This is a genomic window from Enterobacter cloacae complex sp. 6730903, assembly GCF_048283985.1.
Classification (GTDB): Bacteria; Pseudomonadota; Gammaproteobacteria; order Enterobacterales; family Enterobacteriaceae; genus Enterobacter; species Enterobacter hormaechei_C.
Genome location: NZ_JBLVXX010000028.1, coordinates 14,473 through 41,261 on the forward strand (window position 1 = coordinate 14,473; position 26,789 = coordinate 41,261).

The 26,789-nt window shown below is 57.5% G+C and carries 28 protein-coding genes and 1 other RNA gene; 12 read left to right on the forward strand and 17 right to left on the reverse strand.

Annotated elements, in window-relative coordinates; genetic code table 11:
* Nucleotides 1-13 precede the first annotated feature (13 nt).
* Entirely contained in the window at nucleotides 14-910 is an 897-nt protein-coding gene (xerD, locus tag ACNQ0W_RS15205) for a site-specific tyrosine recombinase XerD (protein WP_003863442.1), read from the reverse strand.
* 101 nt (nucleotides 911-1,011) lie between these two features.
* On the opposite strand from xerD, the gene fldB reads away from it, so the two are divergent.
* Nucleotides 1,012-1,533, forward strand: a complete 522-nt coding sequence (gene fldB / locus ACNQ0W_RS15210; protein WP_015571793.1) for a flavodoxin FldB — start codon at nucleotides 1,012-1,014, stop codon at nucleotides 1,531-1,533.
* A gap of 1 nt (nucleotide 1,534) precedes the next feature.
* Here the strand turns inward: fldB and ACNQ0W_RS15215 are convergent, their stop codons facing one another.
* Nucleotides 1,535-1,945, reverse strand: a complete 411-nt coding sequence (locus tag ACNQ0W_RS15215) for a protein YgfX (protein ID WP_023295382.1) — start codon at nucleotides 1,943-1,945, stop codon at nucleotides 1,535-1,537.
* A complete protein-coding gene (gene sdhE / locus ACNQ0W_RS15220) occupies nucleotides 1,926-2,192 on the reverse strand; it encodes an FAD assembly factor SdhE (protein ID WP_003863437.1) in 267 nt (88 codons plus the stop codon). The genes ACNQ0W_RS15215 and sdhE overlap by 20 nt, the downstream gene beginning before the upstream one ends.
* A gap of 294 nt (nucleotides 2,193-2,486) precedes the next feature.
* Between sdhE and ygfZ the strand changes: the two genes are divergently transcribed.
* Nucleotides 2,487-3,467: a tRNA-modifying protein YgfZ gene (gene ygfZ, locus ACNQ0W_RS15225; protein ID WP_062933199.1), complete on the forward strand. Its 981-nt coding sequence runs from the start codon at nucleotides 2,487-2,489 to the stop codon at nucleotides 3,465-3,467.
* Nucleotides 3,468-3,578: 111 nt separating this feature from the next.
* On the opposite strand, the gene trhA is transcribed toward ygfZ, so the two are convergent.
* Nucleotides 3,579-4,238, reverse strand: a complete 660-nt coding sequence (gene trhA, locus ACNQ0W_RS15230; RefSeq protein WP_003863433.1) for a PAQR family membrane homeostasis protein TrhA — start codon at nucleotides 4,236-4,238, stop codon at nucleotides 3,579-3,581.
* Nucleotides 4,239-4,504: 266 nt separating this feature from the next.
* Here trhA and ACNQ0W_RS15235 point away from each other — a divergent pair, with 266 nt between their 5' ends.
* From ACNQ0W_RS15235 to ACNQ0W_RS15260, 6 genes are all read left to right on the forward strand, one after another.
* On the forward strand, nucleotides 4,505-5,236 hold the full coding sequence (locus ACNQ0W_RS15235) for a MurR/RpiR family transcriptional regulator (RefSeq protein ID WP_047050802.1): 732 nt from the start codon (nucleotides 4,505-4,507) through the stop codon (nucleotides 5,234-5,236).
* A 116-nt stretch (nucleotides 5,237-5,352) separates the two neighbouring features.
* Nucleotides 5,353-6,786, forward strand: coding sequence for a 6-phospho-beta-glucosidase BglA (gene bglA, locus ACNQ0W_RS15240; RefSeq protein ID WP_023295383.1), 1,434 nt, complete (start codon nucleotides 5,353-5,355; stop codon nucleotides 6,784-6,786).
* 124 nt (nucleotides 6,787-6,910) lie between these two features.
* The gene (locus ACNQ0W_RS15245; protein ID WP_022649310.1) at nucleotides 6,911-7,270 is read left to right on the forward strand and encodes a hypothetical protein; all 360 of its coding nucleotides are present in this window, start codon (nucleotides 6,911-6,913) and stop codon (nucleotides 7,268-7,270) included.
* A gap of 48 nt (nucleotides 7,271-7,318) precedes the next feature.
* Nucleotides 7,319-9,328: a protein-disulfide reductase DsbD family protein gene (locus ACNQ0W_RS15250; RefSeq protein WP_062933200.1), complete on the forward strand. Its 2,010-nt coding sequence runs from the start codon at nucleotides 7,319-7,321 to the stop codon at nucleotides 9,326-9,328.
* Nucleotide 9,329: 1 nt separating this feature from the next.
* Nucleotides 9,330-9,932 carry a DsbA family protein gene (locus tag ACNQ0W_RS15255; protein WP_062933201.1) on the forward strand — a complete coding sequence of 201 codons (603 nt, stop codon included), beginning with the start codon at nucleotides 9,330-9,332 and terminating at the stop codon, nucleotides 9,930-9,932.
* Nucleotides 9,922-10,422, forward strand: coding sequence for a protein disulfide oxidoreductase (locus ACNQ0W_RS15260; protein WP_062933202.1), 501 nt, complete (start codon nucleotides 9,922-9,924; stop codon nucleotides 10,420-10,422). Before ACNQ0W_RS15255 ends, ACNQ0W_RS15260 begins: the two co-directional genes overlap by 11 nt.
* A gap of 2 nt (nucleotides 10,423-10,424) precedes the next feature.
* On the opposite strand, the gene ACNQ0W_RS15265 is transcribed toward ACNQ0W_RS15260, so the two are convergent.
* The 8 genes from ACNQ0W_RS15265 to ACNQ0W_RS15300 form a co-directional block, all read right to left on the reverse strand.
* Nucleotides 10,425-11,168, reverse strand: coding sequence for an SDR family oxidoreductase (locus ACNQ0W_RS15265; RefSeq protein ID WP_015571798.1), 744 nt, complete (start codon nucleotides 11,166-11,168; stop codon nucleotides 10,425-10,427).
* A 70-nt stretch (nucleotides 11,169-11,238) separates the two neighbouring features.
* The gene (gene gcvP / locus ACNQ0W_RS15270) at nucleotides 11,239-14,112 is read right to left on the reverse strand and encodes an aminomethyl-transferring glycine dehydrogenase (protein ID WP_062939362.1); all 2,874 of its coding nucleotides are present in this window, start codon (nucleotides 14,110-14,112) and stop codon (nucleotides 11,239-11,241) included.
* 124 nt (nucleotides 14,113-14,236) lie between these two features.
* Nucleotides 14,237-14,626, reverse strand: a complete 390-nt coding sequence (gene gcvH, locus ACNQ0W_RS15275; RefSeq protein ID WP_006811885.1) for a glycine cleavage system protein GcvH — start codon at nucleotides 14,624-14,626, stop codon at nucleotides 14,237-14,239.
* Nucleotides 14,627-14,649: 23 nt separating this feature from the next.
* Nucleotides 14,650-15,744 (reverse strand): glycine cleavage system aminomethyltransferase GcvT, encoded by a 1,095-nt coding sequence (gene gcvT / locus ACNQ0W_RS15280; protein WP_003860107.1) that lies wholly within the window; start codon nucleotides 15,742-15,744, stop codon nucleotides 14,650-14,652.
* Between the two features lie 397 nt (nucleotides 15,745-16,141).
* Complete coding sequence (gene ubiI, locus ACNQ0W_RS15285; RefSeq protein ID WP_017382899.1) at nucleotides 16,142-17,344, reverse strand: FAD-dependent 2-octaprenylphenol hydroxylase; 1,203 nt, start codon at nucleotides 17,342-17,344, stop codon at nucleotides 16,142-16,144.
* 12 nt (nucleotides 17,345-17,356) lie between these two features.
* Nucleotides 17,357-18,535, reverse strand: coding sequence for a 2-octaprenyl-6-methoxyphenyl hydroxylase (gene ubiH, locus ACNQ0W_RS15290; RefSeq protein WP_116329921.1), 1,179 nt, complete (start codon nucleotides 18,533-18,535; stop codon nucleotides 17,357-17,359).
* Nucleotides 18,532-19,845, reverse strand: coding sequence for a Xaa-Pro aminopeptidase (gene pepP, locus ACNQ0W_RS15295; protein ID WP_116329923.1), 1,314 nt, complete (start codon nucleotides 19,843-19,845; stop codon nucleotides 18,532-18,534). The genes ubiH and pepP overlap by 4 nt, the downstream gene beginning before the upstream one ends.
* Before the next feature lie 31 nt (nucleotides 19,846-19,876).
* On the reverse strand, nucleotides 19,877-20,455 hold the full coding sequence (locus tag ACNQ0W_RS15300) for a YecA family protein (RefSeq protein ID WP_003860099.1): 579 nt from the start codon (nucleotides 20,453-20,455) through the stop codon (nucleotides 19,877-19,879).
* Nucleotides 20,456-20,622: 167 nt separating this feature from the next.
* On the opposite strand from ACNQ0W_RS15300, the gene zapA reads away from it, so the two are divergent.
* From zapA to ACNQ0W_RS15315, 3 genes are all read left to right on the forward strand, one after another.
* On the forward strand, nucleotides 20,623-20,952 hold the full coding sequence (gene zapA / locus ACNQ0W_RS15305) for a cell division protein ZapA (RefSeq protein ID WP_003860096.1): 330 nt from the start codon (nucleotides 20,623-20,625) through the stop codon (nucleotides 20,950-20,952).
* A gap of 41 nt (nucleotides 20,953-20,993) precedes the next feature.
* Nucleotides 20,994-21,177: non-coding RNA, 6S RNA (gene ssrS, locus ACNQ0W_RS15310), on the forward strand.
* Nucleotides 21,178-21,201: 24 nt separating this feature from the next.
* The gene (locus ACNQ0W_RS15315; protein ID WP_062933206.1) at nucleotides 21,202-21,798 is read left to right on the forward strand and encodes a 5-formyltetrahydrofolate cyclo-ligase; all 597 of its coding nucleotides are present in this window, start codon (nucleotides 21,202-21,204) and stop codon (nucleotides 21,796-21,798) included.
* An 18-nt stretch (nucleotides 21,799-21,816) separates the two neighbouring features.
* Here the strand turns inward: ACNQ0W_RS15315 and ACNQ0W_RS15320 are convergent, their stop codons facing one another.
* The 3 genes from ACNQ0W_RS15320 to rpiA form a co-directional block, all read right to left on the reverse strand.
* On the reverse strand, nucleotides 21,817-21,987 hold the full coding sequence (locus ACNQ0W_RS15320; RefSeq protein ID WP_154816565.1) for a hypothetical protein: 171 nt from the start codon (nucleotides 21,985-21,987) through the stop codon (nucleotides 21,817-21,819).
* 14 nt (nucleotides 21,988-22,001) lie between these two features.
* On the reverse strand, nucleotides 22,002-23,234 hold the full coding sequence (gene serA, locus ACNQ0W_RS15325) for a phosphoglycerate dehydrogenase (RefSeq protein WP_017692705.1): 1,233 nt from the start codon (nucleotides 23,232-23,234) through the stop codon (nucleotides 22,002-22,004).
* Between the two features lie 266 nt (nucleotides 23,235-23,500).
* Nucleotides 23,501-24,160: a ribose-5-phosphate isomerase RpiA gene (rpiA, locus tag ACNQ0W_RS15330; protein WP_003860091.1), complete on the reverse strand. Its 660-nt coding sequence runs from the start codon at nucleotides 24,158-24,160 to the stop codon at nucleotides 23,501-23,503.
* Between the two features lie 127 nt (nucleotides 24,161-24,287).
* On the opposite strand from rpiA, the gene argP reads away from it, so the two are divergent.
* The gene (gene argP, locus ACNQ0W_RS15335; RefSeq protein WP_003860089.1) at nucleotides 24,288-25,181 is read left to right on the forward strand and encodes a DNA-binding transcriptional regulator ArgP; all 894 of its coding nucleotides are present in this window, start codon (nucleotides 24,288-24,290) and stop codon (nucleotides 25,179-25,181) included.
* 42 nt (nucleotides 25,182-25,223) lie between these two features.
* Here the strand turns inward: argP and ACNQ0W_RS15340 are convergent, their stop codons facing one another.
* Entirely contained in the window at nucleotides 25,224-25,946 is a 723-nt protein-coding gene (locus ACNQ0W_RS15340) for an oxidative stress defense protein (RefSeq protein ID WP_017382904.1), read from the reverse strand.
* A 92-nt stretch (nucleotides 25,947-26,038) separates the two neighbouring features.
* The gene (argO, locus tag ACNQ0W_RS15345; protein ID WP_003860085.1) at nucleotides 26,039-26,674 is read right to left on the reverse strand and encodes an arginine exporter ArgO; all 636 of its coding nucleotides are present in this window, start codon (nucleotides 26,672-26,674) and stop codon (nucleotides 26,039-26,041) included.
* Nucleotides 26,675-26,789: the final 115 nt, after the last annotated feature.

The following is a 26,789-nucleotide window of genomic DNA, read 5'->3' on the forward strand; positions in this document are numbered from 1 at the left end:
AATTCGTCGGCACTCACGCGCGAGGGTGGTGCTGTTGGTGTAGCTGCCGCAGGCGTTCCGTCGCGACATGGGTGTATATTTGCGTCGTTGAAAGATCGCTGTGTCCAAGCAACATCTGCACCACGCGTAAATCAGCGCCGTGGTTTAACAGATGCGTCGCGAAGGCGTGACGCAAAACGTGCGGCGACAGCTTCTCACTGTCAATACCCGCCAGTGTGGCGTAATGTTTAATGCGATGCCAGAACGTTTGTCGCGTCATCTGCTGCGCGCGCTGGCTCGGGAACAATACATCTATGGAGACGCCATTCAGCAGCCACGGACGCCCGTGTTCCAGATACGTCTCCAGCCAGTAGACCGCCTCTTCACCCAGCGGCACCAGCCGTTCTTTGTTCCCTTTACCGATAACGCGCACCACGCCCTGACGCAGGCTGATATCGCTCATCGTCAGGCCCACCAGCTCGGAAACGCGCAAGCCCGTGGCATACAATAGTTCAAGCATGGCTTTATCGCGTAACTCCAGCGGAAGGTCAACTGCGGGCGACTGTAATAATCTCTCAACTTGTGCTTCGCTGAGATCTTTTGGCAGCCGCTGAGGCAGTTTAGGCGATGCCAGCAGTGCGCTGGGGTCATCCGCGCGGATCTTCTCGCGGTACAGGTGCTGGAACAGGCGGCGCATGGCGCTCAGCAGACGTGCGGAGCTGGTGGCTTTGTACCCCCCTTCCATCCGCTCAGCCAGTAACCCTTGCAGGTCATCGCTTTGCGCGCTTTCAAGCGTCAGCCCCCGATGCGCCAGCCACTCGACCAGCAGCGTGAGATCCCGACGATAGGCGCTGAGCGTATTTTCAGCGAGGTTTTTCTCCAGCCACAGCGCGTCGAGAAACTGTTCGATGAGTGCGAGATCCTTTTCCACATCAGCCCCTTTGGTTCTGCAATCTGGCCATTATGCCTGAATGCCATCGGTTTCTGGTACACTACGCGCAAAGTCATAGCAAGAATTGAGATAGTTACGCGATGAATATTGGTCTGTTCTATGGTTCCAGCACCTGCTACACCGAAATGGCGGCGGAGAAAATTCGTGACATCATTGGCCCGGAACTGGTGACGTTGCATAACCTGAAAGATGACGCGGTTGCCTTGATGGAGCAGTACGATGTGCTGATTCTGGGTATCCCTACCTGGGACTTTGGTGAGATTCAGGAAGACTGGGAAGCCATCTGGGATCAGCTCGATTCAGTCAATTTTGAAGGCAAAATCATTGCGATGTACGGCATGGGCGACCAGTTGGGCTACGGGGAGTGGTTCCTTGACGCACTCGGCATGCTGCACGACAAACTGGCGCCAAAGGGCGCGACCTTTATCGGCTACTGGCCTACGGAAGGCTATGAGTTCACCAGTCAAAAACCGATTATTGCCGACGGCCAGCTGTTTGTCGGGCTCGCGCTGGATGAAACCAACCAGTACGATCTTAGCGACGAGCGCCTCCAGAGCTGGTGCGAGCAGATTCTGGGTGAGATGGCCGAGCAGTTCAGCTGATTTACTCCTGCGTCGGCTGTTGCACGATCAACCGGCGCAGATCTCGCCACTCCGCGGGATCCATACTGTCTGCGGCCAGCCACAGGTGCTGGCGACGGTTATCCTCGACCCGACGCAGCCGTAGCATCATCCCGGTGTTAAGCATCCACGGCGCGCCCATCATCTCCCACTCTTTTCCCTGCCAGCGCAGGCGAGAATCCATCAGCAGCTTAATTTCACCCTGACGGGCGTTGATTCGACGCTGGCTGCGCACGCTGTCAAACACCACAAACGACAGCAATAGCAACCACAGAGGGGTATAGCTAAGCGGCCACGGCACCAATAACACCAGTGCCGCCACCAGACCGTGGAGCAGTAAGGACATCCACTGTGAGCGCCAGGAGACGCGAAGATCAGATTGCCACAGGACCACGTTCCTGATTCCGTGTTTGAATTAATTGCACCATCCGTTGCAACTCGGTGTCGGCGGGCTTGCCGTGATTCATCAGCCAGTTGAATAAATCCGGATCGTCAGACTCAAGCAGACGGACAAACAGGCGCTTATCGTCATCGCTTAAGCTGTCGTACTCATACTCGAAGAAAGGCATGATGGAGATATCAAGTTCACGCATGCCGCGACGGCACGCCCAGTGAATACGGGCCTTGTTGTTAATATCCATGTTCTGTTTCCTGCATTACGTTTGGCACAGTCGGTATCCCGTTCGGTATTCATTATTGCTCTCCGGGAACACCTGCTAGTGTAACGTGTTTTTGACCGTTTCTTTACTGGAATATTGCGAACCTCGAGCAGGCTCCCTGAATAATCCTTATAAAGACAGCGGATTACACTATTTTGCGTAGCGCCACGCATAACCGCGTAATGGCACGAATGGCCTGCTGAAAGCGCTTGCATTGAATACAGTCTCTTTTACCATTAGGTATTGTCAAAGCGTTAAGCAATTCAGGACATCACTATGGCATTTACACCATTTTCTCCTCGCCAGCCCGCCGCCTCTGGGCGTCTGCCGCTGACGCTGATTACTCTTGATGACTGGGCACTGGCGACACTGACCGGTGCGGACAGTGAAAAATACCTGCAAGGCCAGGTCACGGCGGACGTGGCGCAGTTGACTGAGCACCAGCATCTGCTGGCCGCGCATTGCGATCCAAAAGGCAAAATGTGGAGCAACCTGCGTCTGTTCCGCCGTCAGGACGGATTCGCCTTTATTGAGCGCCGCAGCCTGCGTGACGCCCAGCTTAAAGAGCTGAAAAAATACGCGGTCTTTTCTAAAGTCACCATCGCCCCGGACGATGAACACGTTCTGCTGGGGGTCGCGGGTTTCCAGGCGCGCGCAGCGCTGAAAAACCTGTTTGCCGAGCTGCCGGATGCGGAAAAACAGCTGGTCAGCGAGGGAGCGACCTCCATTCTGTGGTTCGAACACCCGGCGGAGCGCTTCCTGCTGGTAACCGACGAAGCCACGGCGGAACGCGTCACTGACGCCCTGCGCGGTGAAGCACAGCTCAACAACAGCCAGCAGTGGCTGGCGCTGAACATCGAAGCGGGCCTGCCGGTGATTGACGCGGCAAACAGCGCGCAGTTTATCCCGCAGGCGACAAACATCCAGGCGCTGGGCGGTATCAGCTTTAAGAAGGGCTGCTACACCGGTCAGGAAATGGTGGCGCGTGCGAAATTCCGCGGCGCGAACAAACGCTCCCTGTGGACGCTGGCTGGTCACGCCAGCCGTGTGCCGGAAGCGGGTGAAGATCTTGAGATGAAGATGGGTGAAAACTGGCGCCGTACCGGCACCGTGTTAGCCGCCGTCCAGCTCGATGATGGCCGCCTGCTGGTGCAGGTTGTCATGAATAATGATATGGAGCCCGACAGCGTGTTCCGCGTGCGGGATGATGCAAACACGCTCAGCATTGAGCCGCTGCCGTATTCACTGGAAGATTGATGCTGTATCGCCCGGTGGCGCTGCGCTTACCGGGCCTACGGTGTTGATATTCTCCCTCTCCCTGTGGGAGAGGGTCGGGGTGAGGGCATCAGACCGCACCTTACAAAAAAACTACACCTGCCCAACATACAGATAAATTGCCAGGAAGTGGCACACGCTGCCGCCCAGCACAAAGCCGTGCCAGATGGCATGGTTATAAGGGATACGCTTGCAGACGTAGAAAATCACGCCCAGCGAGTAGACCACCCCGCCCACCGCCAGAAGCGTCACGCCCCCCACCGCCAGCTTAATGGCTAACTGATACACCACAATCAGCGACAGCCAGCCCATTGTCAGATAGGTAACCAGCGACAACACTTTAAACCGGTGCGCAATGGTCAGCTTAAACAGGATCCCCAGCAGCGCCAGGCTCCAGATCACAATCATCAGGCCACGCGACAGCGGTGAGTTGAGCCCCACCAGCAAAAACGGCGTGTAGGTACCTGCAATAAGAAGATAGATAGCGCAGTGGTCAAATTTCTTAAGCCATATCTTCGCCCGTTGATGCGGAATCGCGTGATACAGCGTTGAGGCAAGGAAAAGCAGGATCATGCTCCCGCCATACAGGCTGTAGCTGGTAATGGCCATCGCGCTGGCGTTGGTATCCACTGCCTGTACCAGCAATAACACTAAGCCGACAATCCCAAAAACCAGGCCAATGCCGTGGCTTATACTATTGGCTACTTCCTCAGCCAGCGAATATCCCTGTGCGATTAATGGTCTGCTCACCATACTTAACTCCGGGAAAACAAAAGATGATTATTCATCGCCAGTCTATGCTAACTGAGAATGATTCCAGTGAACACCTGTTAGCTAAAATAAATCCACATTCAAGATTTATCCTTATAAATCAGCATAATGTAAAAACGATCCACCGCACAGGTGTAACTGATTTCATTAACACCTGAGTAATCAAGGAGATAAATCCGTCTCCCGCCCTTCGTCATCATGGTATGCTTCAGGAATAGTGTCCGACAGCGAGTTTAGCCATTGTGAGTATGTTCAGCCATTCCGCCATTGCCAGCCTCAACAATCTGGAAATGATGGTCTACAACTATGTCATTAAGAACCGCGATAAAGTGATGTACATGACCATCCGCGAGCTGGCGGATGCGGCTGGGGTCTCCACTACCACTATCCTGCGCTTCTGCCGCAAGCTCAACTGCGAAGGCTACTCGGAATTTCGGGTGCGCTTCAAACTCTATCTGGAGCAGAACGAGCCGCAGCAGGCGAATTTTGGTGCCAGTGAAATTATCAGCTTCTTTAAAAGCGTAAATAACGAAGAGTTTGATGCGCTATTAGATAACGCGGTCGATATTATTTTATCATCTGAACGAATTATTTTTGTCGGTGCGGGCACCTCCGGATCGCTGGCAAAATATGGCGCACGTTTCTTTTCAAATATCGGGAAATTCAGCAACCATATCGACGATCCTTATTTTCCGGTCACTAACGACATGGCTAAAAATGCGCTGGCTATTGTACTCTCCGTCTCCGGCGAAACCGAGGAGATCCTGCGCTTCGCCAGCCAGTTCAGCCTGCACCACTGCAAGGTGCTCTCAGTCACCAGCCACGAACATTCACGTCTCGCAAAGCTGGCGGACTTTAACCTCTCCTGGCACGTACCGCAAACGCGCATTGGCGGCGTTTACGATATCACCACGCAAATTCCCGTCATCTATATTCTGGAATCATTAGGCCGGAAACTGGCGAAGAAATTAACAGAATAAAACATCCTGTTTTTTTGATGTGACAAATTACAATTTCCGCAAAATGTTATATCGTGACATTTAATTCCGCTTTGCTAGACTCGAAATCAATAAGTCCTGAATTGAGAATAGCAAAGATGAAAAAACTCACCTTACCGAAAGATTTTTTATGGGGCGGCGCGGTAGCGGCGCACCAGGTTGAAGGCGGCTGGAACAAAGGCGGCAAAGGGCCAAGCATCTGCGACGTGCTCACCGGCGGCGCACACGGCGTTCCGCGAGAAATCACGCAGGAAGTGATTGAAGGCAAATATTACCCCAACCACGAAGCCGTCGACTTCTACGGCCATTACAAAGAAGACATTAAGCTGTTTGCCGAGATGGGCTTCAAATGTTTCCGTACCTCCATCGCCTGGACGCGCATCTTCCCGAAAGGCGACGAAACTCAGCCAAACGAAGAGGGGCTGAAGTTTTACGACGACATGTTCGATGAACTGCTGAAGTACAACATCGAGCCGGTGATCACCCTCTCCCACTTTGAAATGCCGCTGCACCTCGTTCAGGAATATGGCGGATGGACCAACCGTAAAGTGGTCGATTTCTTTGTGCGCTTCTCGGAAGTGGTATTTGAGCGCTACAAAAATAAGGTCAAATACTGGATGACCTTCAACGAAATCAACAACCAGCGCAACTGGCGTGCGCCGCTGTTCGGCTACTGCTGCTCTGGCGTGGTCTATACCGAGCACGACAACCCGGAAGAGACCATGTACCAGGTGCTGCACCACCAGTTCGTGGCCAGCGCGCTGGCGGTGAAAGCCGCACGCCGCATTAACCCGGAAATGAAAGTCGGCTGCATGCTGGCGATGGTGGCGCTCTATCCGTACTCCTGCAAGCCAGAAGATGTCATGTTCGCTCAGGAATCCATGCGCGAGCGCTACGTCTTTACCGACGTACAGCTGCGCGGCTACTACCCGTCTTACGTGCTGAACGAGTGGGAGCGCCGTGGCTTCTCCATCAAAATGGAAGCGGGCGACGAGCAGATCCTGCGTGAAGGCACCTGCGATTACTTAGGTTTCAGCTACTACATGACCAACGCGGTCAAAGCGGAAGGCGGTACCGGTGACGCCATTTCCGGCTTCGAGGGCAGCGTGCCGAACCCACACGTCAAGGCGTCCGACTGGGGCTGGCAGATTGATCCGGTAGGCCTGCGCTATTCGCTGTGTGAACTGTACGAACGTTATCAGAAGCCGCTGTTTATCGTGGAAAATGGTTTCGGCGCCTACGACACCGTGGAAGAGGACGGCAGCATCAACGATGACTATCGCATCGACTACCTGCGCGCCCACGTGGAAGAGATGATGAAGGCGGTGACCTGGGATGGCGTGGATCTGATGGGCTACACGCCGTGGGGCTGCATCGACTGCGTCTCCTTCACCACCGGCCAGTACAGTAAGCGCTACGGCTTTATCTACGTCAACAAGCACGACGACGGTACCGGTGACATGTCCCGCTCCCGTAAGAAGAGCTTTGAGTGGTATAAAACCGTCATTGCCAGCAACGGCGAAACGCTGTAATGGCTCGCCCTCTCTGCAAGCGGAGAGGGCAAACCGCTTATCTTCCAGACACTTCTTTACAGCTTTTGCGTTGCCAAAATATGTTCGCCCGATAATATAGGCGTCCTGAATATTTGAGGCGAACATGATCAAGCGACAACGCAACGCTATCCTGCTTGTAGCCCTGGCCTGCCTGGTGGTGCTGATATGCACCGCCCAGCGGATGGCCGGGATGCACGCGCTTGTCATGAACGTCACCGCCACGAGCCAGTCTGTCCAGCAGGGGCAGGAGAGTGCCGACGCACCGGTAACCCCGTGTGAGCTTAGCGCCAAGTCGCTGATGTCGGTCCCGCCTGTTTTGTTTGAAGGCGCCCTGATTGCCGTCACCCTGCTGCTGGCGTTGCTGGCAGCCAGCCCGCCGCGCCGCGAACGGCAGTGGCCTCCCCGCGTTATCTCCCCGCCCCGGTTAAGGGTGCATCTGCGATTATGCGTCTTCCGTGAATGAGTCTTCGCCTGTTACTTCAGGTTAATTCATCATTTACGGAGAAAATTTATGTTTACTGTATTCAGGCGACTGCTGGTCTGCCTGCTTTGGCTATGGCTGCCCCTCAGCCAGGCTGCCGACAGCGGCTGGCTGCGCGCCGCCGATAATCAGCACGCCAGCGTCAGGCTGCGTGCCCAACCCGAAAGCACTGGCGAAACCCGCCTGCTGCTGGACGTCGCCCTGCAAAAAGGCTGGAAAACCTACTGGCGCTCGCCGGGCGAAGGCGGCGTCGCACCCACGATTAAATGGCATCAGCCCGTCGAGGTGAACTGGCGCTGGCCTGTGCCGCAGCGTTTCGACGTCGCGGGCATCACCACGCAGGGCTATCACGGCGATGTCAGCTTTCCCATCACCCTGCGGGGCGACGTCCCGAAGATCCTGAGCGGCGTGCTGACGCTCTCCACCTGTAGCAACGTTTGTATTCTTACCGACTACCCGTTTTCGCTGAACATGACCGCATCCGCAGGCGCCGGTTTTGATTACGATTTCAGTCGGGCCATGGGCACTCTTCCGCTCAGCGGCGGGTTGACCTCAACGCTTAACGCCACCTATGCCCCCGGCAAGCTGACCGTAACGGCGCAGCGTGACGCAGGCTGGCAGGCGCCGTCCCTGTTTATCGACGGTATGGATGATGTTGATTTCGGCAAACCGGCCCTCACCGTGCGCGGTGACTCGCTGGTCGCCACCGTGCCCGTAACGGACAGCTGGGGCGAGGCCGCGCCTAACCTCAGCGGCAAAACCCTGTCGCTGGTTCTGGCCGATAGCGGGCAGGCGCAGGAGTCCAGCCTGAGTATTCAGCCGGGGAACGCCGCGCCGACGCTCTCGTTAGGCTGGGTGCTGCTGATGGCGCTGGCGGGCGGTCTGATCCTTAACGTCATGCCCTGCGTACTGCCCGTGCTGGCCATGAAGCTGGGCACGCTGATGCAAACCGAACGGCAGGCGCGGGGTCAGGTACGCCGACAGTTTCTTGCGTCGGTAGCCGGGATCGTGATCTCGTTCCTCGCGCTGGCGCTGATGATGACGGTTTTACGCTTAGGCAATCAGGCACTCGGCTGGGGGATCCAGTTCCAGAACCCGTGGTTTATTGGTGCGATGGCGCTGGTGATGGTGCTTTTCAGCGCCAGCCTGCTGGGGTTGTTTGAAATCCGTCTCCCTTCCGGCGCCAGCACCTTCCTCGCCACGCGCGGCGGCAACGGGCTTGCGGGTCATTTCTGGCAAGGCGCGTTTGCCACGCTGCTGGCGACACCCTGCACCGCGCCGTTCCTGGGTACGGCGGTCTCGGTCGCGCTGGCGGCGCCGCTTCCCCTGCTGTGGGGGATCTTCCTGGCGATGGGTATCGGCATGAGCCTGCCGTGGCTGCTGGTGGCGGCCTGGCCGGGGCTGGCCCAGCACTTGCCGCGTCCGGGACGCTGGATGAACGTCGTACGCGTAGTGCTGGGGATGATGATGCTCGGCTCATCGCTGTGGCTGCTGAGCCTGCTGACGGTGCACATTGGCAGCCTGCCCGTCATCACGCTGGGCGTGCTCCTGATCCTTACGCTGCTGCTGGTCACCGCCTGGCGCTACCGCTGGCAAACGGCACTGCGCGCCGGGGTATTAGCTGTAGTGGTGGCCGGGGCGGTCGCGTTTGTATCCGGCTCCGGCGGCGAGGGTTCCCGCCGCGATCGTATTCACTGGCAGCCGCTCAGCGAGCAGGCCATTGCCCGCGCGCTGGCGGAGAACAAACGGGTGTTCGTCGACGTGACCGCCGACTGGTGCGTGACCTGTAAAGCCAATAAATACAACGTGCTGCTGCGCGACGACGTGCAGGATGCGCTCTCCGCCCCGGACGTTGTCGCCCTGCGCGGCGACTGGAGCCGCCCCTCAGATACCATCAGCCAGTTCTTAACCACGCGCGGCAGCGCCGCCGTACCGTTTAACCAGATCTACGGACCGGGATTACCGCAGGGCCACGTGCTGCCTGCGTTGTTAAGCCGCGAAGCGGTGCTGAGCACCCTGTCCGATGCAAAAGGAAAATAACATGAGAGCCTTCGTTGCCTTACTTCTGCTGTCGTTATCAACGTTCGGTTTCGCCGCACCTTCTGATGACGCTTCCAGCGACCAGCTGGCAAAACTGCTGTTTAACGACCCCAACAGCCCGCGAACCGGCGCGGCAGCGCCGAAGCTGACCATCGTCTCCTTCACGGACTACAACTGCCCGTATTGCAAGCAGTTCGACCCAATGCTGGAGAAAATCGTGCAGGAAAATCCCGACGTGCAGCTCATCGTCAAACTGCTGTCGTTCAAGGGACAAAGCTCGGTAAATGCCGCGAAAGCGGCGCTCTCAACGTGGCAGCAGGCGCCGGATAAATTCTGGGCGCTGCACCAGCGGCTGATGATGAAAAAGGGCTATCACGATGACGCCAGCATCGCCGCCGCGAAGGTAAAGACCGGAACGGACAGCATTAAAACGGATGATAAAACCATGGACAGCCTAAAGATGAACCTCATCCTGGCGCAGGTGCTGAATATTCAGGGTACCCCGGCGACCATTATCGGCGACCAGATGGTGGCGGGCGCAATCCCGTATGACGACCTGGAGGGGCTGGTCAAAGAACAGCTGGCAAACGCCCGTGGCAAGTAAGCTTCCGCGCCTTCTGCGCGAGCTGGGCGTATGGCTGCTGATTGGCGTAGCCGTGAGCCTGGCGGTGGACTATTTCCGCCAGCCCGCGCTGCCGCAGAATTTCTCCGCGACGGCACTGCACACCCTCGACGGTCAGCCCGTCGATCTTATCGCCATGAGTAAGGAGCGGCCGCTGCTGGTCTACGTCTGGGCGACATGGTGCGGCGTCTGCCGCTACACCACGCCGTCGGTGGCGGCGATTGCCGCGGACGGGGGTAACGTGATGTCGGTTGCGCTGCGCTCGGGCGATAACGCGACGCTCGAAACATGGATGAGGAAGAAGAAGGCGATGATGCCCACGGTCAACGACGCCAGCGGAGAACTGGCGCGTGAGTGGGATGTTAAGGTGACGCCAACGCTGGTGGTGATCTCTCACGGCGAGGTGAAGTCGATCACCACCGGCTGGACCAGCGGCTGGGGAATGCGCCTGCGGCTGTGGCTGGCGTCGTAGCGTTACTTCCCGCCAGCCAGCTCCAGGAAGCTACCGGTGACATAGGAGGCTTTGTCGCTCAGCAGCCAGACAATGGCCTGGGCGACCTCCTCCGGCTGACCGCCACGTTGCATCGGTAACATCGACTTCACCCGATCCACACGCCCCGGCTCGCCGCCGGAGGCGTGAATATCGGTATAAATCAGGCCTGGCCGCACGCCGTTAACGCGAATGCCCTGCGCCGCCACCTCCAGCGCGAGGCCGGTGGTCAGGGAATCCACCGCCCCTTTTGAGGCGGCATAATCCACATATTCCCCCGGCGCGCCCAGCCGTGATGCCGCCGAGGAGACATTGACAATCGCGCCGCCCTTGCCGCCGTGTTTATGCGACATGCGCTTAACCGCTTCACGGCAGCAGAGAAAATAACCGGTGACGTTGGTAGCCAGCACGCGGTTAATACGTTCAGCGGAGAGGTTTTCGATCGTGGATTGTTCAAACAAAATCCCGGCGTTGTTCACCAGCGCGGCGAGCGGCTCACCTTCGCGATCGATGCTGTCGAACATCGCCATCACCTGCGCTTCATCGCTGATGTCCGCGCGTACGGCAAAGGCTTTACCACCCGCGTCCACGATCTGATTAATGACGTCCGTCGCGGCTTTGATGTTGTGATGAAAATTCACCGCAACGGTGTAGCCTTCGCTTGCCAGCTGTAGCGCGGTGGCTTTACCAATACCCCGGCTGGCGCCGGTTACCAGTGCAATTGCCATTCTTTTCTCCCAATAAAAAAGCCGGGTAGCGGCTTCGCCTTACCCGGCCTACGTTACTACAGGAACAGCGTTACTGGTATTCGCTCATCGGTACGCAGGAGCAGAACAGGTTACGGTCGCCGTAAACATCATCAAGACGTTTCACGGTTGGCCAGTATTTGTTTGCCACACCTGCCGGGAAGACAGCCAGCTCGCGGGTATAACCGTGGTTCCACTCTGCCACCAGTTCGTTCTGGGTATGCGGCGCGTTAACCAGCGGGTTATCTTCCAGCGTCCACTCGCCGCCTTTCACGCGGTCGATTTCGCTGCGGATCGCCAGCATCGCGTCGATAAAGCGATCCAGCTCCACCTTGCTTTCAGATTCGGTCGGCTCAACCATCAGCGTTCCCGCAACCGGGAAGGACATGGTTGGCGCGTGGAAGCCGTAGTCGATCAGGCGCTTGGCAATATCCAGCTCGCTGATGCCCGTCTCTTCTTTCAGAGGACGAATATCGAGGATGCATTCGTGCGCCACGCGACCGTCTCGGCCAGTGTAGAGCACCGGATAGGCGTCCTTCAGACGCGTTGCGATGTAGTTGGCGTTGAGGATCGCCACCTGGCTGGCCTGCTTCAGCCCTTCCGCGCCCATCATGCGGATGTACATCCAGCTGATTGGCAGGATAGAGGCGCTGCCGAACGGTGCCGCGGAGACCGCGCCCTGGCGGGTCAGCATGCCTTCAATCTGCACCACGCTGTGGCCTGGCACAAACGGCGCCAGGTGCGCTTTCACGCCGATTGGGCCCATACCCGGGCCGCCACCGCCGTGCGGAATGCAGAACGTTTTATGCAGGTTCAGGTGCGACACATCCGCGCCAATAAAGCCCGGAGAGGTGATGCCCACCTGGGCGTTCATGTTTGCGCCGTCGAGGTAAACCTGGCCGCCGAACTGATGCACCACTTCACACACTTCACGGATAGTTTCTTCGTACACGCCGTGGGTGGATGGGTAGGTCACCATGATGCAGGAGAGTTTGTCGCCCGCCTGCTCGGCTTTGGCGCTCAGGTCGGCCAGATCGATGTTGCCGTTTTTGTCGCACGCCACAACCACCACTTCCATTCCTGCCATCTGGGCAGAAGCCGGGTTGGTACCGTGGGCAGAGCTTGGGATCAGGCAGATATCACGGTGGCCTTCATTGCGGCTTTCGTGATAGTGACGGATCGCCAGCAGACCAGCGTATTCACCCTGCGCGCCGGAGTTCGGCTGCATGCAGAGCGCGTCGTACCCGGTCAGCTTCACCAGCCAGTCGGAGAGCTGGTTGATCATCATGTGATAACCTTCCGCCTGCTCAGCCGGGCAGAACGGGTGCAGCTCAGAGAATTCAGGCCAGGTAATTGGGATCATCTCAGCCGCGGCGTTCAGCTTCATGGTGCAGGAGCCCAGCGGGATCATCGCCTGGTTCAGCGCCAGATCTTTACGTTCCAGAGAGTGCATGTAACGCATCATCTCGGTTTCGCTGTGATAGCGGTTGAACACCGGGTGAGTCAGGATCGCGTCGTCGCGCAGCATGCTTTCCTGAATGGAGCGGCTGTCGAGCGCAACCTCTTTGTCGAGCGTATCAACGTCCAGACCGTGAGCGTCACCCAGCAATACGTTGAACAGGGTGAGGATATCGTCACGGGTGGTGCTTTCGTCCAGCGTAATGCCGACCGCATTGTGAATGTCGCTGCGCAGGTTGATTTGCGCTGCCTCGGCGCGCGCCAGCACGGCCGCTTTGTCTGCTACCTCGACGCACAGGGTGTCGAAGTAGTGCTCATGACGCAGCCTGAGACCTTTCTGTTGCAGACCGCAGGCCAGGATATCGGCCAGACGGTGGATGCGGCTGGCAATGCGCTTCAGGCCTGTCGGACCGTGGAACACCGCGTACAGGCTGGCAATGTTAGCCAGCAGCACCTGCGAGGTACAGATGTTGGAGTTCGCTTTCTCGCGGCGGATATGCTGCTCGCGGGTCTGCATCGCCATGCGCAGCGCGGTGTTACCGGCGGCATCTTTCGATACGCCGATAATACGGCCTGGCATGGAACGTTTAAATTCATCTTTCGCGCCAAAGAACGCCGCGTGCGGGCCGCCGTAGCCCATCGGCACGCCGAAACGCTGGGCTGAGCCAAAGACTATATCCGCGCCCTGTTTGCCTGGCGCCGTCAGCAGCACCAGCGCCATAAAATCAGCTGCGACGCTAACAATAACCTTACGGGATTTCAGCTCGGCGATCAGTGCGCCGTAGTCGTGCACTTCCCCGGTGGTGCCCACCTGCTGCAACAGCACGCCGAAGACGTCCTGGTGATCCAGCACTTTTTCAGCGTCGTCGACAATCACCTCAAAGCCGAAGGTTTCCGCACGGGTGCGCACCACGTCCAGCGTCTGGGGATGCACGTCCGCCGCGACGAAGAAGCGGTTGGCGTTTTTCAGCTTGCTCACGCGCTTCGCCATCGCCATCGCTTCGGCGGCGGCGGTGGCTTCGTCCAGCAGCGAGGCAGAGGCGATATCCATACCGGTCAGATCCAGCGTCACCTGCTGGAAGTTCAGCAGCGCTTCCAGACGGCCCTGGGAGACTTCTGGCTGATACGGGGTGTAAGCGGTGTACCAGCCCGGGTTTTCCAGCATGTTACGCAGGATCACCGGCGGTAACTGCACGTTGGTGTAGCCCATGCCAATGTAAGACTTATAGCGCTTGTTAAGGCCGGCGATAGCCTTCAGCTCCGCCAGCGCGGCGAACTCCGTCGTGGACTCGCCAACCTGCGGCGGCGTGGCAAGCTGGATGTCTTTTGGCACGATCTGGCCGATCAGTGCGTTTAATGAATCCGCGCCAACTGTTTTCAGCATCTCCTGCTGTTGCTGAGCATCCGGCCCAATGTGACGTTCAATGAAGGCGCCACGGTTTTCAAGCTGGCTTAAAGTCTGTGTCATGAGCGATGGTTCCTGAAACGTGCAGTGAATTTAAGTTCCCTCTCCCTTTGGGAGAGGGTTAGGGTGAGGGGAAGATTGGCACCCTCACCCCTGCCCTCTCCCAAAGGGAGAGGGGGATTACTGATTACTCGTCTTCTAACAGTGCTTCGTACGCGGTCGCATCCAGCAGTGCGGCAACCTGCGCTTCGTCGCTGGCTTTGATCTTGAAGATCCAGCCGCCTTCATACGGTTCGCTGTTGACCAGCTCCGGGGAGTCGCTCAGCGCGTCGTTCACGGCAACAATTTCACCGCTTACCGGGGCGTAGATGTCAGAGGCCGCTTTAACGGATTCCGCCACCGCACAGTCGTCGCCTGCGCTCACGGTTGCGCCCACTTCCGGCAGGTCAACAAACACCATGTCGCCCAGCAGCTCCTGCGCGTGTTCGGTGATCCCAACGGTGTAAGTGCCGTCCGCCTCTTTGCGCAGCCACTCGTGTTCTTTGCTGTATTTCAGTTCTGCTGGCACATTGCTCATTGAAGTTCTCCTGATAAAAATAGTTAGGCGACCGGCTTACCGGCGCGAACAAAAATCGGTTTGGTCACGTTGACCGGCATTTCGCGGTTGCGGATCTGCACCACCGCCGTTTCGCCAATCCCCGCCGGCACGCGTGCCAGGGCAATACTGTAGCCGAGCGTCGGGGAGAACGTTCCGCTGGTGATCACGCCTTCGCGATGATTGCCATCGGCATCGGTGAAGCGTACAGGCAGCTCGCCGCGCAGAACGCCTTTTTCTTTCATCACCAGGCCGACCAGCTGTTCAGTGCCCTTCTCGCGCTGCATCTCCAGCGCTTCACGACCAATAAAATCACGGTCAGCCGGTTCCCACGCGATGGTCCAGCCCATGTTGGCGGCCAGCGGAGAGACGCCTTCGTCCATCTCCTGACCGTAGAGGTTCATCCCCGCTTCCAGACGCAGCGTATCGCGCGCGCCCAGGCCCGCAGGCTTCACGCCCGCCTCCACCAGCGCACGCCAGAAATCAGCGGCTTTCTCGTTTGGCATGGCAATTTCGTAGCCCGCTTCACCGGTGTAGCCGGTGGTGGCGATAAACAGATCCCCCGCCTGCACGCCGAAGAACGGCTTCATGCCCTCGGTGGCTTTGCGCTGCTCGTCGCTGAACAGAGATGCGGCTTTCGCCTGCGCGTTTGGCCCCTGCACCGCAATCAGCGACAGATCGTCACGGACGGTGATGTCAATGGCGTAAGGTTCAGCGTGTTGGGAAATCCAGGAGAGGTCTTTTTCGCGGGTGGCGGAGTTTACAACGAGGCGGAAGAAATCTTCGGTGAAGTAGTAGACGATGAGGTCGTCAATCACGCCGCCAGAGGCATTGAGCATGCCGGTATAGAGCGCTTTGCCCGGCGTTTTCAGTTTGGCGACGTCATTTGCCAGCAGATAACGCAAAAACTCCCGGGTGCGGCTACCGCGCAGGTCGACAATCGTCATATGAGACACGTCGAACATACCGGCATCGGTGCGCACCGCGTGGTGCTCATCAATCTGCGAGCCGTAGTGCAGCGGCATCATCCAGCCGTGGAAGTCCACCATGCGGGCGCCGCACAACACGTGCTGTTCGTACAAAGGAGTCTGTTGAGCCATCTTTTCCTCGTTGAAAAATTCACCGTGAAACCCGGTGTCGGCCTCGCGATCGGGGGCCGACGCAAACGTTCTCTTTTACCTGAACTTACCACCGAAACCGGCGGTTAACCATAAGGTAAAACGGGTCATCACATTAGCTTATGACCAAAAATCGCTGAAAAGCCTACAGAGTTATTCACTGGGAAAATGCGATTAAACCCGCATAAAATTAACAATAATCTAACAGGATTTAGCAGATGGTGATATTTCGTGCGGAAAAACGGGCCGAATTTCCGTAACATAAAAATAGTAAGATTAGATTTTCTAATGCGAAAAATGACGTGAAATTAGATTATTTCAAACGAGGAAATTTCCCCGGCGCGGAGGCCGGGAAAATAAAGTGTGACGGGGATCGAGATTAACGTAACCAGTCGGGAAGATCGTTAAGGCCCATTGCCTGACGAAGAAGCTGCGGTTTTACGCCGGGAAGGGTGTCGGCCAGTTTGAGGCCAATATCGCGCAGCAGTTTTTTCGCCGGATTCGCTCCGGCAAACAGCTCGCGGAAGCCCTGCATACCCGCCAGCATCATCGCTGCACTGTGTTTGCGGCTGCGCTCGTAGCGACGCAGATACAGATGCTGACCAATATCCTTGCCTTCCCGATGCAGGCGACGCAGCTCTTCAACCAGCTCAGCCGCGTCCATAAAGCCGAGGTTCACCCCCTGCCCGGCCAGCGGATGAATAGTATGCGCCGCATCACCCACCAGCGCCAGACGGTGCGCGGCAAACTGACGCGCGTAGCGACCGGTTAACGGAAACGTCTGGCGTTCGCTTTCAAGCGTGCACAGGCCCAGACGGTTATCAAACGCCACGCATAGCGCCTGGCTGAAGGCATCCGGCGTCGCCTCCTGCATCTGCTGCGCTTTCTCCGGCTCTAAGGACCAGACGATGGAGCAGAGATGCGGATCGGCAAGCGGCAGGAAGGCCAGAATGCCGTCATTATGGAAAATCTGGCGCGCCACGCCGCCGTGCGGCTCTTCGGTGCGGATTGTGGCCACTAACGCGTGATGGCGGTAATCCCAGAAGGTCAGCGGAATATCCGCTTTGTTACGCAGCCAGGAATTGGCGCCGTCGGCACCCACCACCAGACGCGCGGTCAGCATGTCGCCACTTTCAAGAGTGATAAACGCGTCGTTTTCACCCCACGCCACCTGCTGAAGTTTCGCCGGTGCGATCAGCGTGACGTCGCTGCACTGTTGTGCTTTCTGCCACAGCGCGTGGTGGATCACCGCGTTTTCAACGATATGTCCAAGGTGGCTGTAGCCCATGCTTTCATCGTCAAACGCGATATGGCCGAAGCTGTCTTTGTCCCACACTTCCATGCCATGGTAACAGCTGGCACGCAGCGCCACGATTTCAGACCAGACGCCAAGGTGCGTCAGTAGCTTTTCGCTGGCGGCATTGATCGCCGAGACGCGCAGCTCCGGCGGTGCATCCTGCGCCACAGGCTGCGGCGCTTTTTGCTCAAGCACGGCCACGCGCAGGCCGCTGCCCTGTAAACCACAGGCCAGCGCCAGTCCTACCATTCCGCCGCCCACAATGGCGACATCAACATTTTGCACGGTCAATACTCCTTAACGCGCGACCCAACCCAGGGTCCGCTGCGCCAGCACGTCACGTGCCGGAATGAACAGTTCCATCGCCATCAGCCCAAGGTTGCGACCCGCAACCAGCGGTGCCCAGCGATTGGCAAACAGGTGGACTAAACCGTCGGTGAAGCCAATGGTCGCCGCTTTGTCCGCCTGGCGTCGTTTCTGGTAATGGCTCAGCACTGAGTATGCGCCACAATCCTGTTGCTCGCTCCACGTCCGGGCCAGTAGCTCTGCCAGGCTCATCACGTCACGGAGGCCAAGGTTGAAGCCTTGCCCGGCGATGGGGTGCAGCGTCTGCGCGGCGTTGCCGACCAGAGCGACACGATGGGAGACAGTCTGCGATGCGGTCGTCAGCGCGAGCGGATAGGCCACGCGTTTTCCGGCGTGGGTGATGCGCCCAAGCCGCCAGCCGAAGGCCTTTTGCAGCTCGGAACAAAAACGTTCGTCGGACCAGGAGAGAACCTCATCGGCCCGATCCTGCGCATGGCACCATACCAGCGAGCAGCGCCCGTTCGACATCGGCAGCATGGCCAGTGGACCGTGCTCGGTGAAGCGCTCAAAGGCCCTGCCGTTATGCGCGCCAGCCGTGGAGACGTTAGCGATGACCGCCGCCTGCCCATAAGGTTCAGAGCGCCATTCGACGCCGCACTGCGTGGCGATCGCGGAGCGTGAACCATCTGCCGCCACCAGCAGTTGCCCCTCCAGCGTGGTGCCGTTGTCCAGCGTCACGCTGACGGCCTCGTCACGGCGGCTGAAGCTGGCGACGCGCGCCGGACAGTGCAGCGTGACGCCAGGCGCGTCCTGTAACAGACGGAACAGCCGCAGCCCTACGTCATGCAGCTCGACAACCTGCCCCAGCGCCTCGATCCGGTAATCGTGAGCATCCAGCGTCACAAACCCCGCATGCCCGCGATCGCTGACGTGAACGGTGCCGATCGCCGTTGCGCAATCCGCTATCGCCTGCCAGATCCCAATACGCACAAGCTGCTGACAGGTTCCCTGCGCCAGCGCGATAGCGCGGGCGTCGAAACCGGGATGATCGGCCGCCTGCGGCGCGACCGCCTCGACGAGATGCACCGGAAGCTGGCCCTGGGTTAACTGCGAAATAGCCAGCGCCAGAGTAGCGCCGGTCATGCCTCCGCCAACGATGATTACGCTCATCCGCGTGCCGCCGCCATCAGCGCCTCGATGTCGTCGGCTTTTTTAACCACGGTCGCGGTCAGGTTTTCGTTACCGGTTTCGGTGATGACGATGTCATCTTCAATACGAATGCCGATCCCGCGGTACTGTTCCGGCACGTCAGCATCCGGCGCGATGTACAGCCCCGGCTCAACGGTCAGCACCATGCCAGGCTCCAGCACGCGCGAACGTTCCGGACCGTATGCCCCGACGTCATGCACATCCAGCCCCAGCCAGTGGCTCAGGCCGTGCATAAAGTACGGACGATGGGCGTTTTCGGATATAAGGGTGTCCACATCGCCTTTCAGAATGCCGAGCTTCACCAGCCCGGTAATCATGATGCGCACCACCTCGCCCGTGACCTCCTGAATGGAGGTGCCAGGGCGGAACAGCGTCAGCGCGGTCTCCAGAGACTCAAGCACGATGTCATAGATTTCACGCTGCGCGGTGGTGAATTTACCGTTCACCGGGAAGGTACGGGTGATGTCGCCCGCGTAACCCTGATATTCACAGCCGGCGTCAATCAACACCAGATCGCCGTCGCGCAGTTCACTTTCGTTTTCGGTGTAGTGCAGAATGCAGCCGTTTTCACCGCCGCCTACGATGGTGTTATAGGACGGGAAGCGCGCGCCGTGACGGTTAAATTCATGGTGAATTTCGCCTTCAAGCTGGTACTCGAACATACCGGGACGGCACTTTTCCATGGCGCGGGTATGCGCCAGGGCGCTGATTTCGCCCGCACGGCGCATCACGTTCAGCTCTTCATCAGACTTAAACAGGCGCATCTCATGCACCATTGGTCGCCAGTCCGTGAGGGTGGCTGGTGCAGACAAATTCTGACGTGAGCCTTTACGCAGCTTATCCAGCGCGGTGAAAACAATGTCATCCGCATACGCGTATTCGCCCTGCGCGTGATAGAGCACGTCCAGACCGTTCAGCAGTTGGTAGAGCTGCTGGTTGATTTCGCTGTAGGCCAGCGCGCGGTCCACACCCAGTTTTTCTGGCGCCGCCTCCTGCCCTAAGCGGCGACCAAACCAGATTTCCGCGGTCAGATCGCGCACGCGGTTAAAAATCACGCTGTGGTTGTGGGTGTCATTGCTTTTAATCAGCACCAGTACCGCTTCCGGCTCGTTAAACCCGGTGAAGTACCAGAAATCACTGCTCTGGCGATAGGGGTATTCGCTGTCGGCGCTGCGCGTCACTTCCGGCGCGGCGAAAATCAGGGCAGCGCTTCCCGGCTGCATTTTTGCCAGCAGCGCCTGACGACGGCGAGAATACTCTTGACTGGAGATAACCATGACACCCTCCTGTGCGTTATTTTTCTTAGTGTAATGTTGGCTTGCGAACTTCCGGCGCGGTCGGCTGCGAGCGCGTAAAGTTGTCGTGGCACAGCAGAGACGCCACGCGCACGTACTCGATAATCTCTTCGAGAGACATTTCCAGCTCTTCCTGGTCTTCGTCTTCATCGTAGCCGAGCTGGGCAATGTTACGCAGATCGTCGATCGCTTCACCCGCTTCGCCGGTCACTTTATCCAGTTTAGGCTGGGTTACGCCCAGGCCAAGCAGATAGTGGTTTACCCAACCCGCGAGCGCATCAGCGCGATCGAAGACGCTGACATCGTCGCCTTCAGGCAGATAAAGCTGAAAAAGAAAGCCATCGTCTTCCAGGGAATCGCTGGTTGCGGCGTGCATTTTACGCAGCGCTTCCGCCAGTTCGTGGCCAAACGCCAGCCCTTCGTTGGTGAGGTCGTGGATCAGCGGCTGCCATGAGCTGTCGCTGTTTCCGCCGCACAGTATGCCGCTGATCAGACCGTGCATTTCGGCAGGGGTCAGACCGACTCCCTGCTGGTTCAGTAACTGGTTTAAATCCTTGTAACCAGGCATTTCGTTCTGTATAGACATACGCATTCGTCATCAAAGGGAGGATATTCATGATATGCTACCACTTTGGACCCTGGTGATACCAGAAAAGGGCTTGTATCTTCACATCAGGGTAGCTATAGTGTCGCCCCTTCGCAGCCCCCGGGGCAGTAAGCGAAGGCAGCGCAGTCAATCAGCAGGAAGGTGGCATGTCTGCACAACCCGTCGATCTCCAGATTTTTGGCCGTTCACTGCGAGTGAATTGTCCGCCTGAACAAAGGGATGCCTTGAATCAGGCTGCGGACGATTTGAATCAGCGGTTGCAAGATCTAAAAGAACGCACTAGAGTCACAAATACTGAGCAGCTGGTTTTCATCGCCGCGTTGAACATCAGCTATGAACTGACTCAGGAAAAAGCGAAGACCCGCGATTACGCGGCAAGCATGGAGCAGCGCATTAAAATGCTCCAGCAGACCATAGAACAGGCATTGCTTGATCAAGGTCGCAGTCCCGAAAGACCGGGACCAAAGTTTGAATAACACTTCTCAGTTGACTATGGTAGAGTAACTGTGAAGACAAAATTTCTCTGAGATGTTCGCAAGCGGGCCAGTCCCCTGAGCCGATATTTCATACCACAAGAATGTGGCGCTCCATGGTTGGTGAGCATGCTCGGTCCGTCCGAGAAGCCTTAAAACTATGACGACACATTCACCTTGAACCAAGGGTTCAAGGGTTACAGCCTGCGGCGGCATCTCGGAGATTCCCTCTCTTTTCTTCTACCGACTACCATGACTCAATTCCCTGAAGTTTCTGCTTCACGCCAGGACATCCGTCAGCTTATTCGCCAGCGTCGTCGCGCCTTAAGCGCCGAGCAACAGGCACAGTTTGCTCAGCAGGCCGCCGCCCGCATGATGGCCTATCCGCCTGTAGTGATGGCCAACACCGTCGCCCTGTTTTTCTCGTTTGACGGTGAGCTGGATACCCAACCGCTTATCGACCAGCTCTGGCGCGCCGGGAAAAAAGTTTACCTGCCGGTGCTGCATCCTTTTAGCCCGGGCAATCTGCTGTTTCTGCACTACCATCCGCACAGCGAGCTGGTGGTGAATCGTCTGAAAATCACCGAACCCAAACTGGACGTGCGCGACGTGTTGCCGCTCTCTGAACTGGATGTGCTGATTACGCCGCTGGTGGCGTTTGACGAACAGGGCCAGCGATTAGGCATGGGCGGGGGGTTCTACGACAGGACGCTGCAAAACTGGCAGCAGTACGGGTTGCAGCCGGTGGGCTATGCGCATGATTGCCAGGGCGTGGAGGCATTACCCGTAGAGAAATGGGATGTGCCGTTGCCGGCGGTGGTGACGCCCAGTAAAACCTGGACCTGGTAGAACAAAGCCGGGTGGCGGCTACGCCTTACCCGACACACAGACCGCACGACCGTTGTAGGTCGGGTAAGCGTAAGCGCCACCCGACACACAGACCGCACGACCATTGTAGGTCGGGTAAGCGTAAGCGTCACCCGACACGCAGACCGCACGACCGCTGTAGGTCGGGTAAGCGTAAGCGCCACCCGACACCACAGACCGCACCATCAGTACAACAGGCGCGCGCGAATCGTCCCCGGAATGGCCTTCATGCTCTGCAATGCTTTCTCGGCGATATCTTCATCCGCTTCAATATCAATCACCACATAACCCATCTGCGAGTTAGTTTGCAGATACTGCGCGGCAATGTTGACGCCCTGCTCGGCAAAGATCTGGTTGATGGCGGTCAGCACGCCAGGACGGTTTTCGTGGATGTGCAGCAGACGACGTCCACCGTGCAGCGGCAGAGACACCTCCGGGAAGTTCACCGCAGAGAGCGTTGAACCGTTGTCGGAATATTTGCTCAGCTTACCCGCCACTTCCAGGCCGATATTCTCCTGCGCTTCCTGGGTAGAACCGCCGATGTGCGGCGTCAGGATCACGTTGTCGAACTCGCACAGCGGAGAGGTGAACGGATCGCTGTTGGTGGCCGGTTCCGTCGGGAACACGTCAATCGCCGCACCCGCCAGATGCTTACGCTTCAGCGCGTCGCACAGCGCAGGAATGTCAACCACCGTACCGCGCGCGGCGTTGATCAGCAGAGAGCCCGGCTTCATCAGCGCCAGCTCTTCCGCCCCCATCATGTTTTTGGTGGACGCATTTTCCGGCACGTGCAGGCTGACCACGTCGCTCATATTCAGCAGATCAGAGAGATGCTGCACCTGCGTCGCGTTACCCAGCGGCAACTTGCTTTCGATATCGTAGAAAAACACGTGCATGCCGAGGGATTCCGCCAGAATACCGAGCTGCGTACCGATGTGGCCATAACCGATAATCCCGAGCTTTTTACCACGCGCTTCGTAGGAGCCCGCAGCCAGCTTATTCCACACGCCGCGGTGCGCTTTGGCGTTAGCTTCCGGAATGCCGCGAAGGAGCAGCAGCAGTTCGCCAATCACCAGCTCCGCCACGGAGCGGGTGTTAGAGAACGGCGCGTTAAAGACCGGGATACCGCGTTTTGCGGCGGCATTCAGATCAACCTGGTTGGTGCCGATGCAGAAACAGCCAATCGCCACCAGCTTTTCCGCCGCAGCAATAACGTCTTCAGTCAGTTGGGTACGGGATCGCAGGCCAATGAAATGGGCATCACGGATGGACGCTTTCAGCTCTTCAGTGTCCAGCGCGCCTTTGTGAAATTCGATGTTGGTGTAGCCTGCTGCGCGAAGGCTATCGAGCGCTTTCTGGTGCACGCCTTCAACCAGCAGGAATTTAATCTTGTCTTTCTCCAGTGATACCTTTGCCATTTACCCGACCCTGTTTTTTATCTGAACTGATGTTGTGCTGGATATAAATCCCGTGCAGCCAACATATCAAAAAAAACTATTGCAGCAATATGAACGTTTGCGTCGGCACTCTGAAGAAAAGTCATACAGAGCAAAATGGCAGAGGAAAATGCTGCGGATAATTACGAACGTGGCAGGATCGGCAAAAGAGGCGGAAAAACGTGACACAAGTCACCGAATTTAGCTTTTCAAATTTTTTTAGCGGGGGGAGCGCTCCCCCCGTCAGATCATTTTACGATGGTTTTTACACCGTCAGCCGTGCCGATCAGCGCCACGTCCGCGCCACGGTTGGCAAATAACCCTACGGTAACGACGCCTGGAATGCCGTTGATCGCATTTTCCAGCGCAATGGCATCGAGGATCTCAAGGCCGTGAACGTCGAGGATCACGTTGCCGTTGTCGGTCACCACACCCTGACGGTATTCCGGACGACCACCCAGCTTCACCAGTTGACGTGCCACGGCGCTGCGCGCCATCGGTATCACTTCGACCGGCAGCGGGAAATTCCCCAGAATGTCGACCTGCTTGGAGGCGTCCGCGATGCAGATGAACTTATCCGCCACGGAAGCGATGATTTTTTCGCGGGTCAGCGCCGCGCCACCGCCTTTGATCATCTGCATATGGCCGTTGATTTCATCCGCGCCATCAACGTAAATGCCCAGACGGTCCACTTCGTTGAGGTCGAAAACGGTAATGCCGAGGCTTTTCAGCTTTTCCGTGGAAGCATCGGAGCTGGAAACCGCGCCCTCGATCTGCCCCTTCATCGTGCCCAGCGCATCGATAAAGTGCGCCGCCGTCGACCCCGTACCAACACCGACAATGGTACCCGGCTGTACGTACTGGAGAGCGGCCCATCCTACTGCTTTTTTCAGTTCATCCTGCGTCATGATCGTTTTGCCTGTGGTGTGAAAACTCAGGGCGCATTATAGAACACGTCGAATGGATTTCGTCTGCCACGAAGGGAAAATTGTGTCATAGTGCAGATTAAGCAAAATTAAGGAGTCAGCCAGAGCAATGAAACGTCCGGACTACAGAACACTACAGGCACTTGATGCAGTTATTCGTGAACGCGGTTTTGAGCGCGCGGCGCAAAAGCTGTGCATCACCCAGTCCGCCGTATCACAGCGTATCAAACAGCTTGAAAACATGTTCGGGCAGCCGCTGCTGGTGCGTACCGTACCGCCGCGTCCGACGGAGCAAGGACAAAAGCTCCTTGCCCTGTTGCGTCAGGTTGAACTGCTGGAAGATGAATGGCTGGGCGATGAACAGACCGGCTCCACGCCGCTGCTGCTGTCGCTGGCGGTGAACGCCGACAGTCTGGCGACCTGGCTGCTGCCGGCCCTTGCGCCGGTGCTGGCCGACTCCCCTATCCGCCTGAATCTCCAGGTTGAAGACGAAACCCGCACTCAGGAGCGCCTGCGTCGCGGCGAAGTGGTTGGCGCGGTCAGTATTCAGCCTCAGGCGCTGCCAAGCTGTCTGGTGGATCAGCTGGGCGCGCTGGATTATCTGTTTGTCGGTTCAAAAGCCTTTGCCGAGCGCTACTTCCCGAACGGCGTGACCCGCGCCGCGCTGCTGAAAGCGCCTGCCGTCGCGTTCGACCATCTGGACGATATGCATCAGGCTTTCCTGCAACAAAACTTCGATCTGCCGCCGGGCAGCGTGCCGTGTCATATCGTTAACTCGTCCGAGGCCTTCGTACAGCTCGCGCGTCAGGGAACCACCTGCTGCATGATCCCGCATTTGCAGATTGAGAAAGAGTTGAAAAGCGGTGAGCTGATTGATTTAACCCCGGGGCTGTATCAGCGCCGGATGCTGTACTGGCACCGTTTTGCCCCGGAAAGCCGCATGATGCGCAACGTCACCGACGCGCTGCTGGCGTTTGGGCACAAGGTGTTAAGACAGGATTGAAAAACTAGCCGGGTGGCGGCTTCGCCTTACCCGGCCTACGGGTTACTGAGCGGGCTTTTCAGTCGGCTCCAGCTGGAACACCACATCAACCTGATCGTCGAACTGAATGGTTGGCTGCTCATAGGTTTCCTGAGCAGAAACCGGCGCGGCGTCCGCCTTCATCATCCGCACCATCGGGCTTGGCTGGTAGTTTGAAACGTGGTAACGCACGCTGTAAACCGGACCGAGCTTGGTCTTGAAGCCGGATGCCAGCTGCTGCGCCTGATGAATGGCATCATCAATCGCCGCTTTACGCGCTTCGTCTTTATATTTCTCCGGTTGCGCAACGCCCAGCGAGACGGAACGAATTTCGTTCAGCCCAGCCTTCAGCGCACCATCCAGCAATCCGTTGAGCTTATCAAGCTGGCGTACAGTCACTTCCACAGTACGCACGGCGCGATAGCCTTTCAGGATGCTTTTGCCGTTCTGGTAGTCGTAATCCGGTTGAGTACGCAGGTTCGCAGAGCTGATGTCTTTTTTTGCGACACCGTTCTGTTCCAGGAAAGAGAGGTATTGCGCAACACGATCGTCTGCCTGTTTCTTGGCGGAAGCGGCATCTTTCGCCGCCACGTTCACTTCAATTGCCAGGGTTGCAACATCCGGTACCGCATCCACGCTTGCCGTGCCTGAAGTGACAATGTGCGGGCCGTTTGGCAGTTCATTCGCCTGCACCGACACCGCACCTAAACTTACTAATGCCGCCAGGGCCATCACCTTAAACTTCACTGTCATTCCTCCATGTTGCGAAGAGTGCCCTGTTAACAGGGCTCATGCCAGCAAGCTTAGCGGGTCTTGTTCAGATGTCCATAAGACAACGCTTAGTTGAACAATCCCTGTACGTGATGAATGCCCTCTTTCGCCAGCTGGAAGGCAATAAACCACATCACCAGCCCCACCAGGGTATTGATAATGCGCTGCGCTTTGGCGGTGCGCAGTCGTGGCGCCAGCCATGCCGCCAGGATCGCAAGACCAAAGAACCAGAGGAAGGAGGCGCTGACCGTACCGAGCGCAAACCAGCGCTTGGGCTCAACGTCCAGCTGTCCGCCCAGGCTGCCGAGCACCACGAACGTATCAAGATAAACGTGCGGGTTAAGCCACGTCACGGCGAGCATGGTGACGATAATCTTCCAGCGCCCCTGCTTCATCACTTCGGCGCTCGCCAGCTCAAGATTGCTGCTCATGGCCGTTTTCAGGGCGCCAAACCCGTACCACAGCAGAAATGCTACGCCGCCCCAGGTAACCAGCGCCAGCAGCCACGGCGACTGCATCAACAGGGCGCTGCCGCCAAAAATCCCGGCGCAAATCAGCAGCAGATCGCTCACCGCGCACAGCAGGGCAATCATCAGATGATACTGACGGCGGATGCCCTGGTTCATCACGAACGCATTTTGTGGGCCAAGGGGGAGGATCATGGCCGCGCCTAACGCAAGCCCCTGAAAATAATAAGATAACATGACGTAATTCTCGCAGAGTTGTCCTGGAGGCAGACTATACTGCGGGAACGACATTAGAGGAAATGGATAATATTAATTGGGGATTAGCCGGGCTAATAAAAGAAAAGCCCGGTGT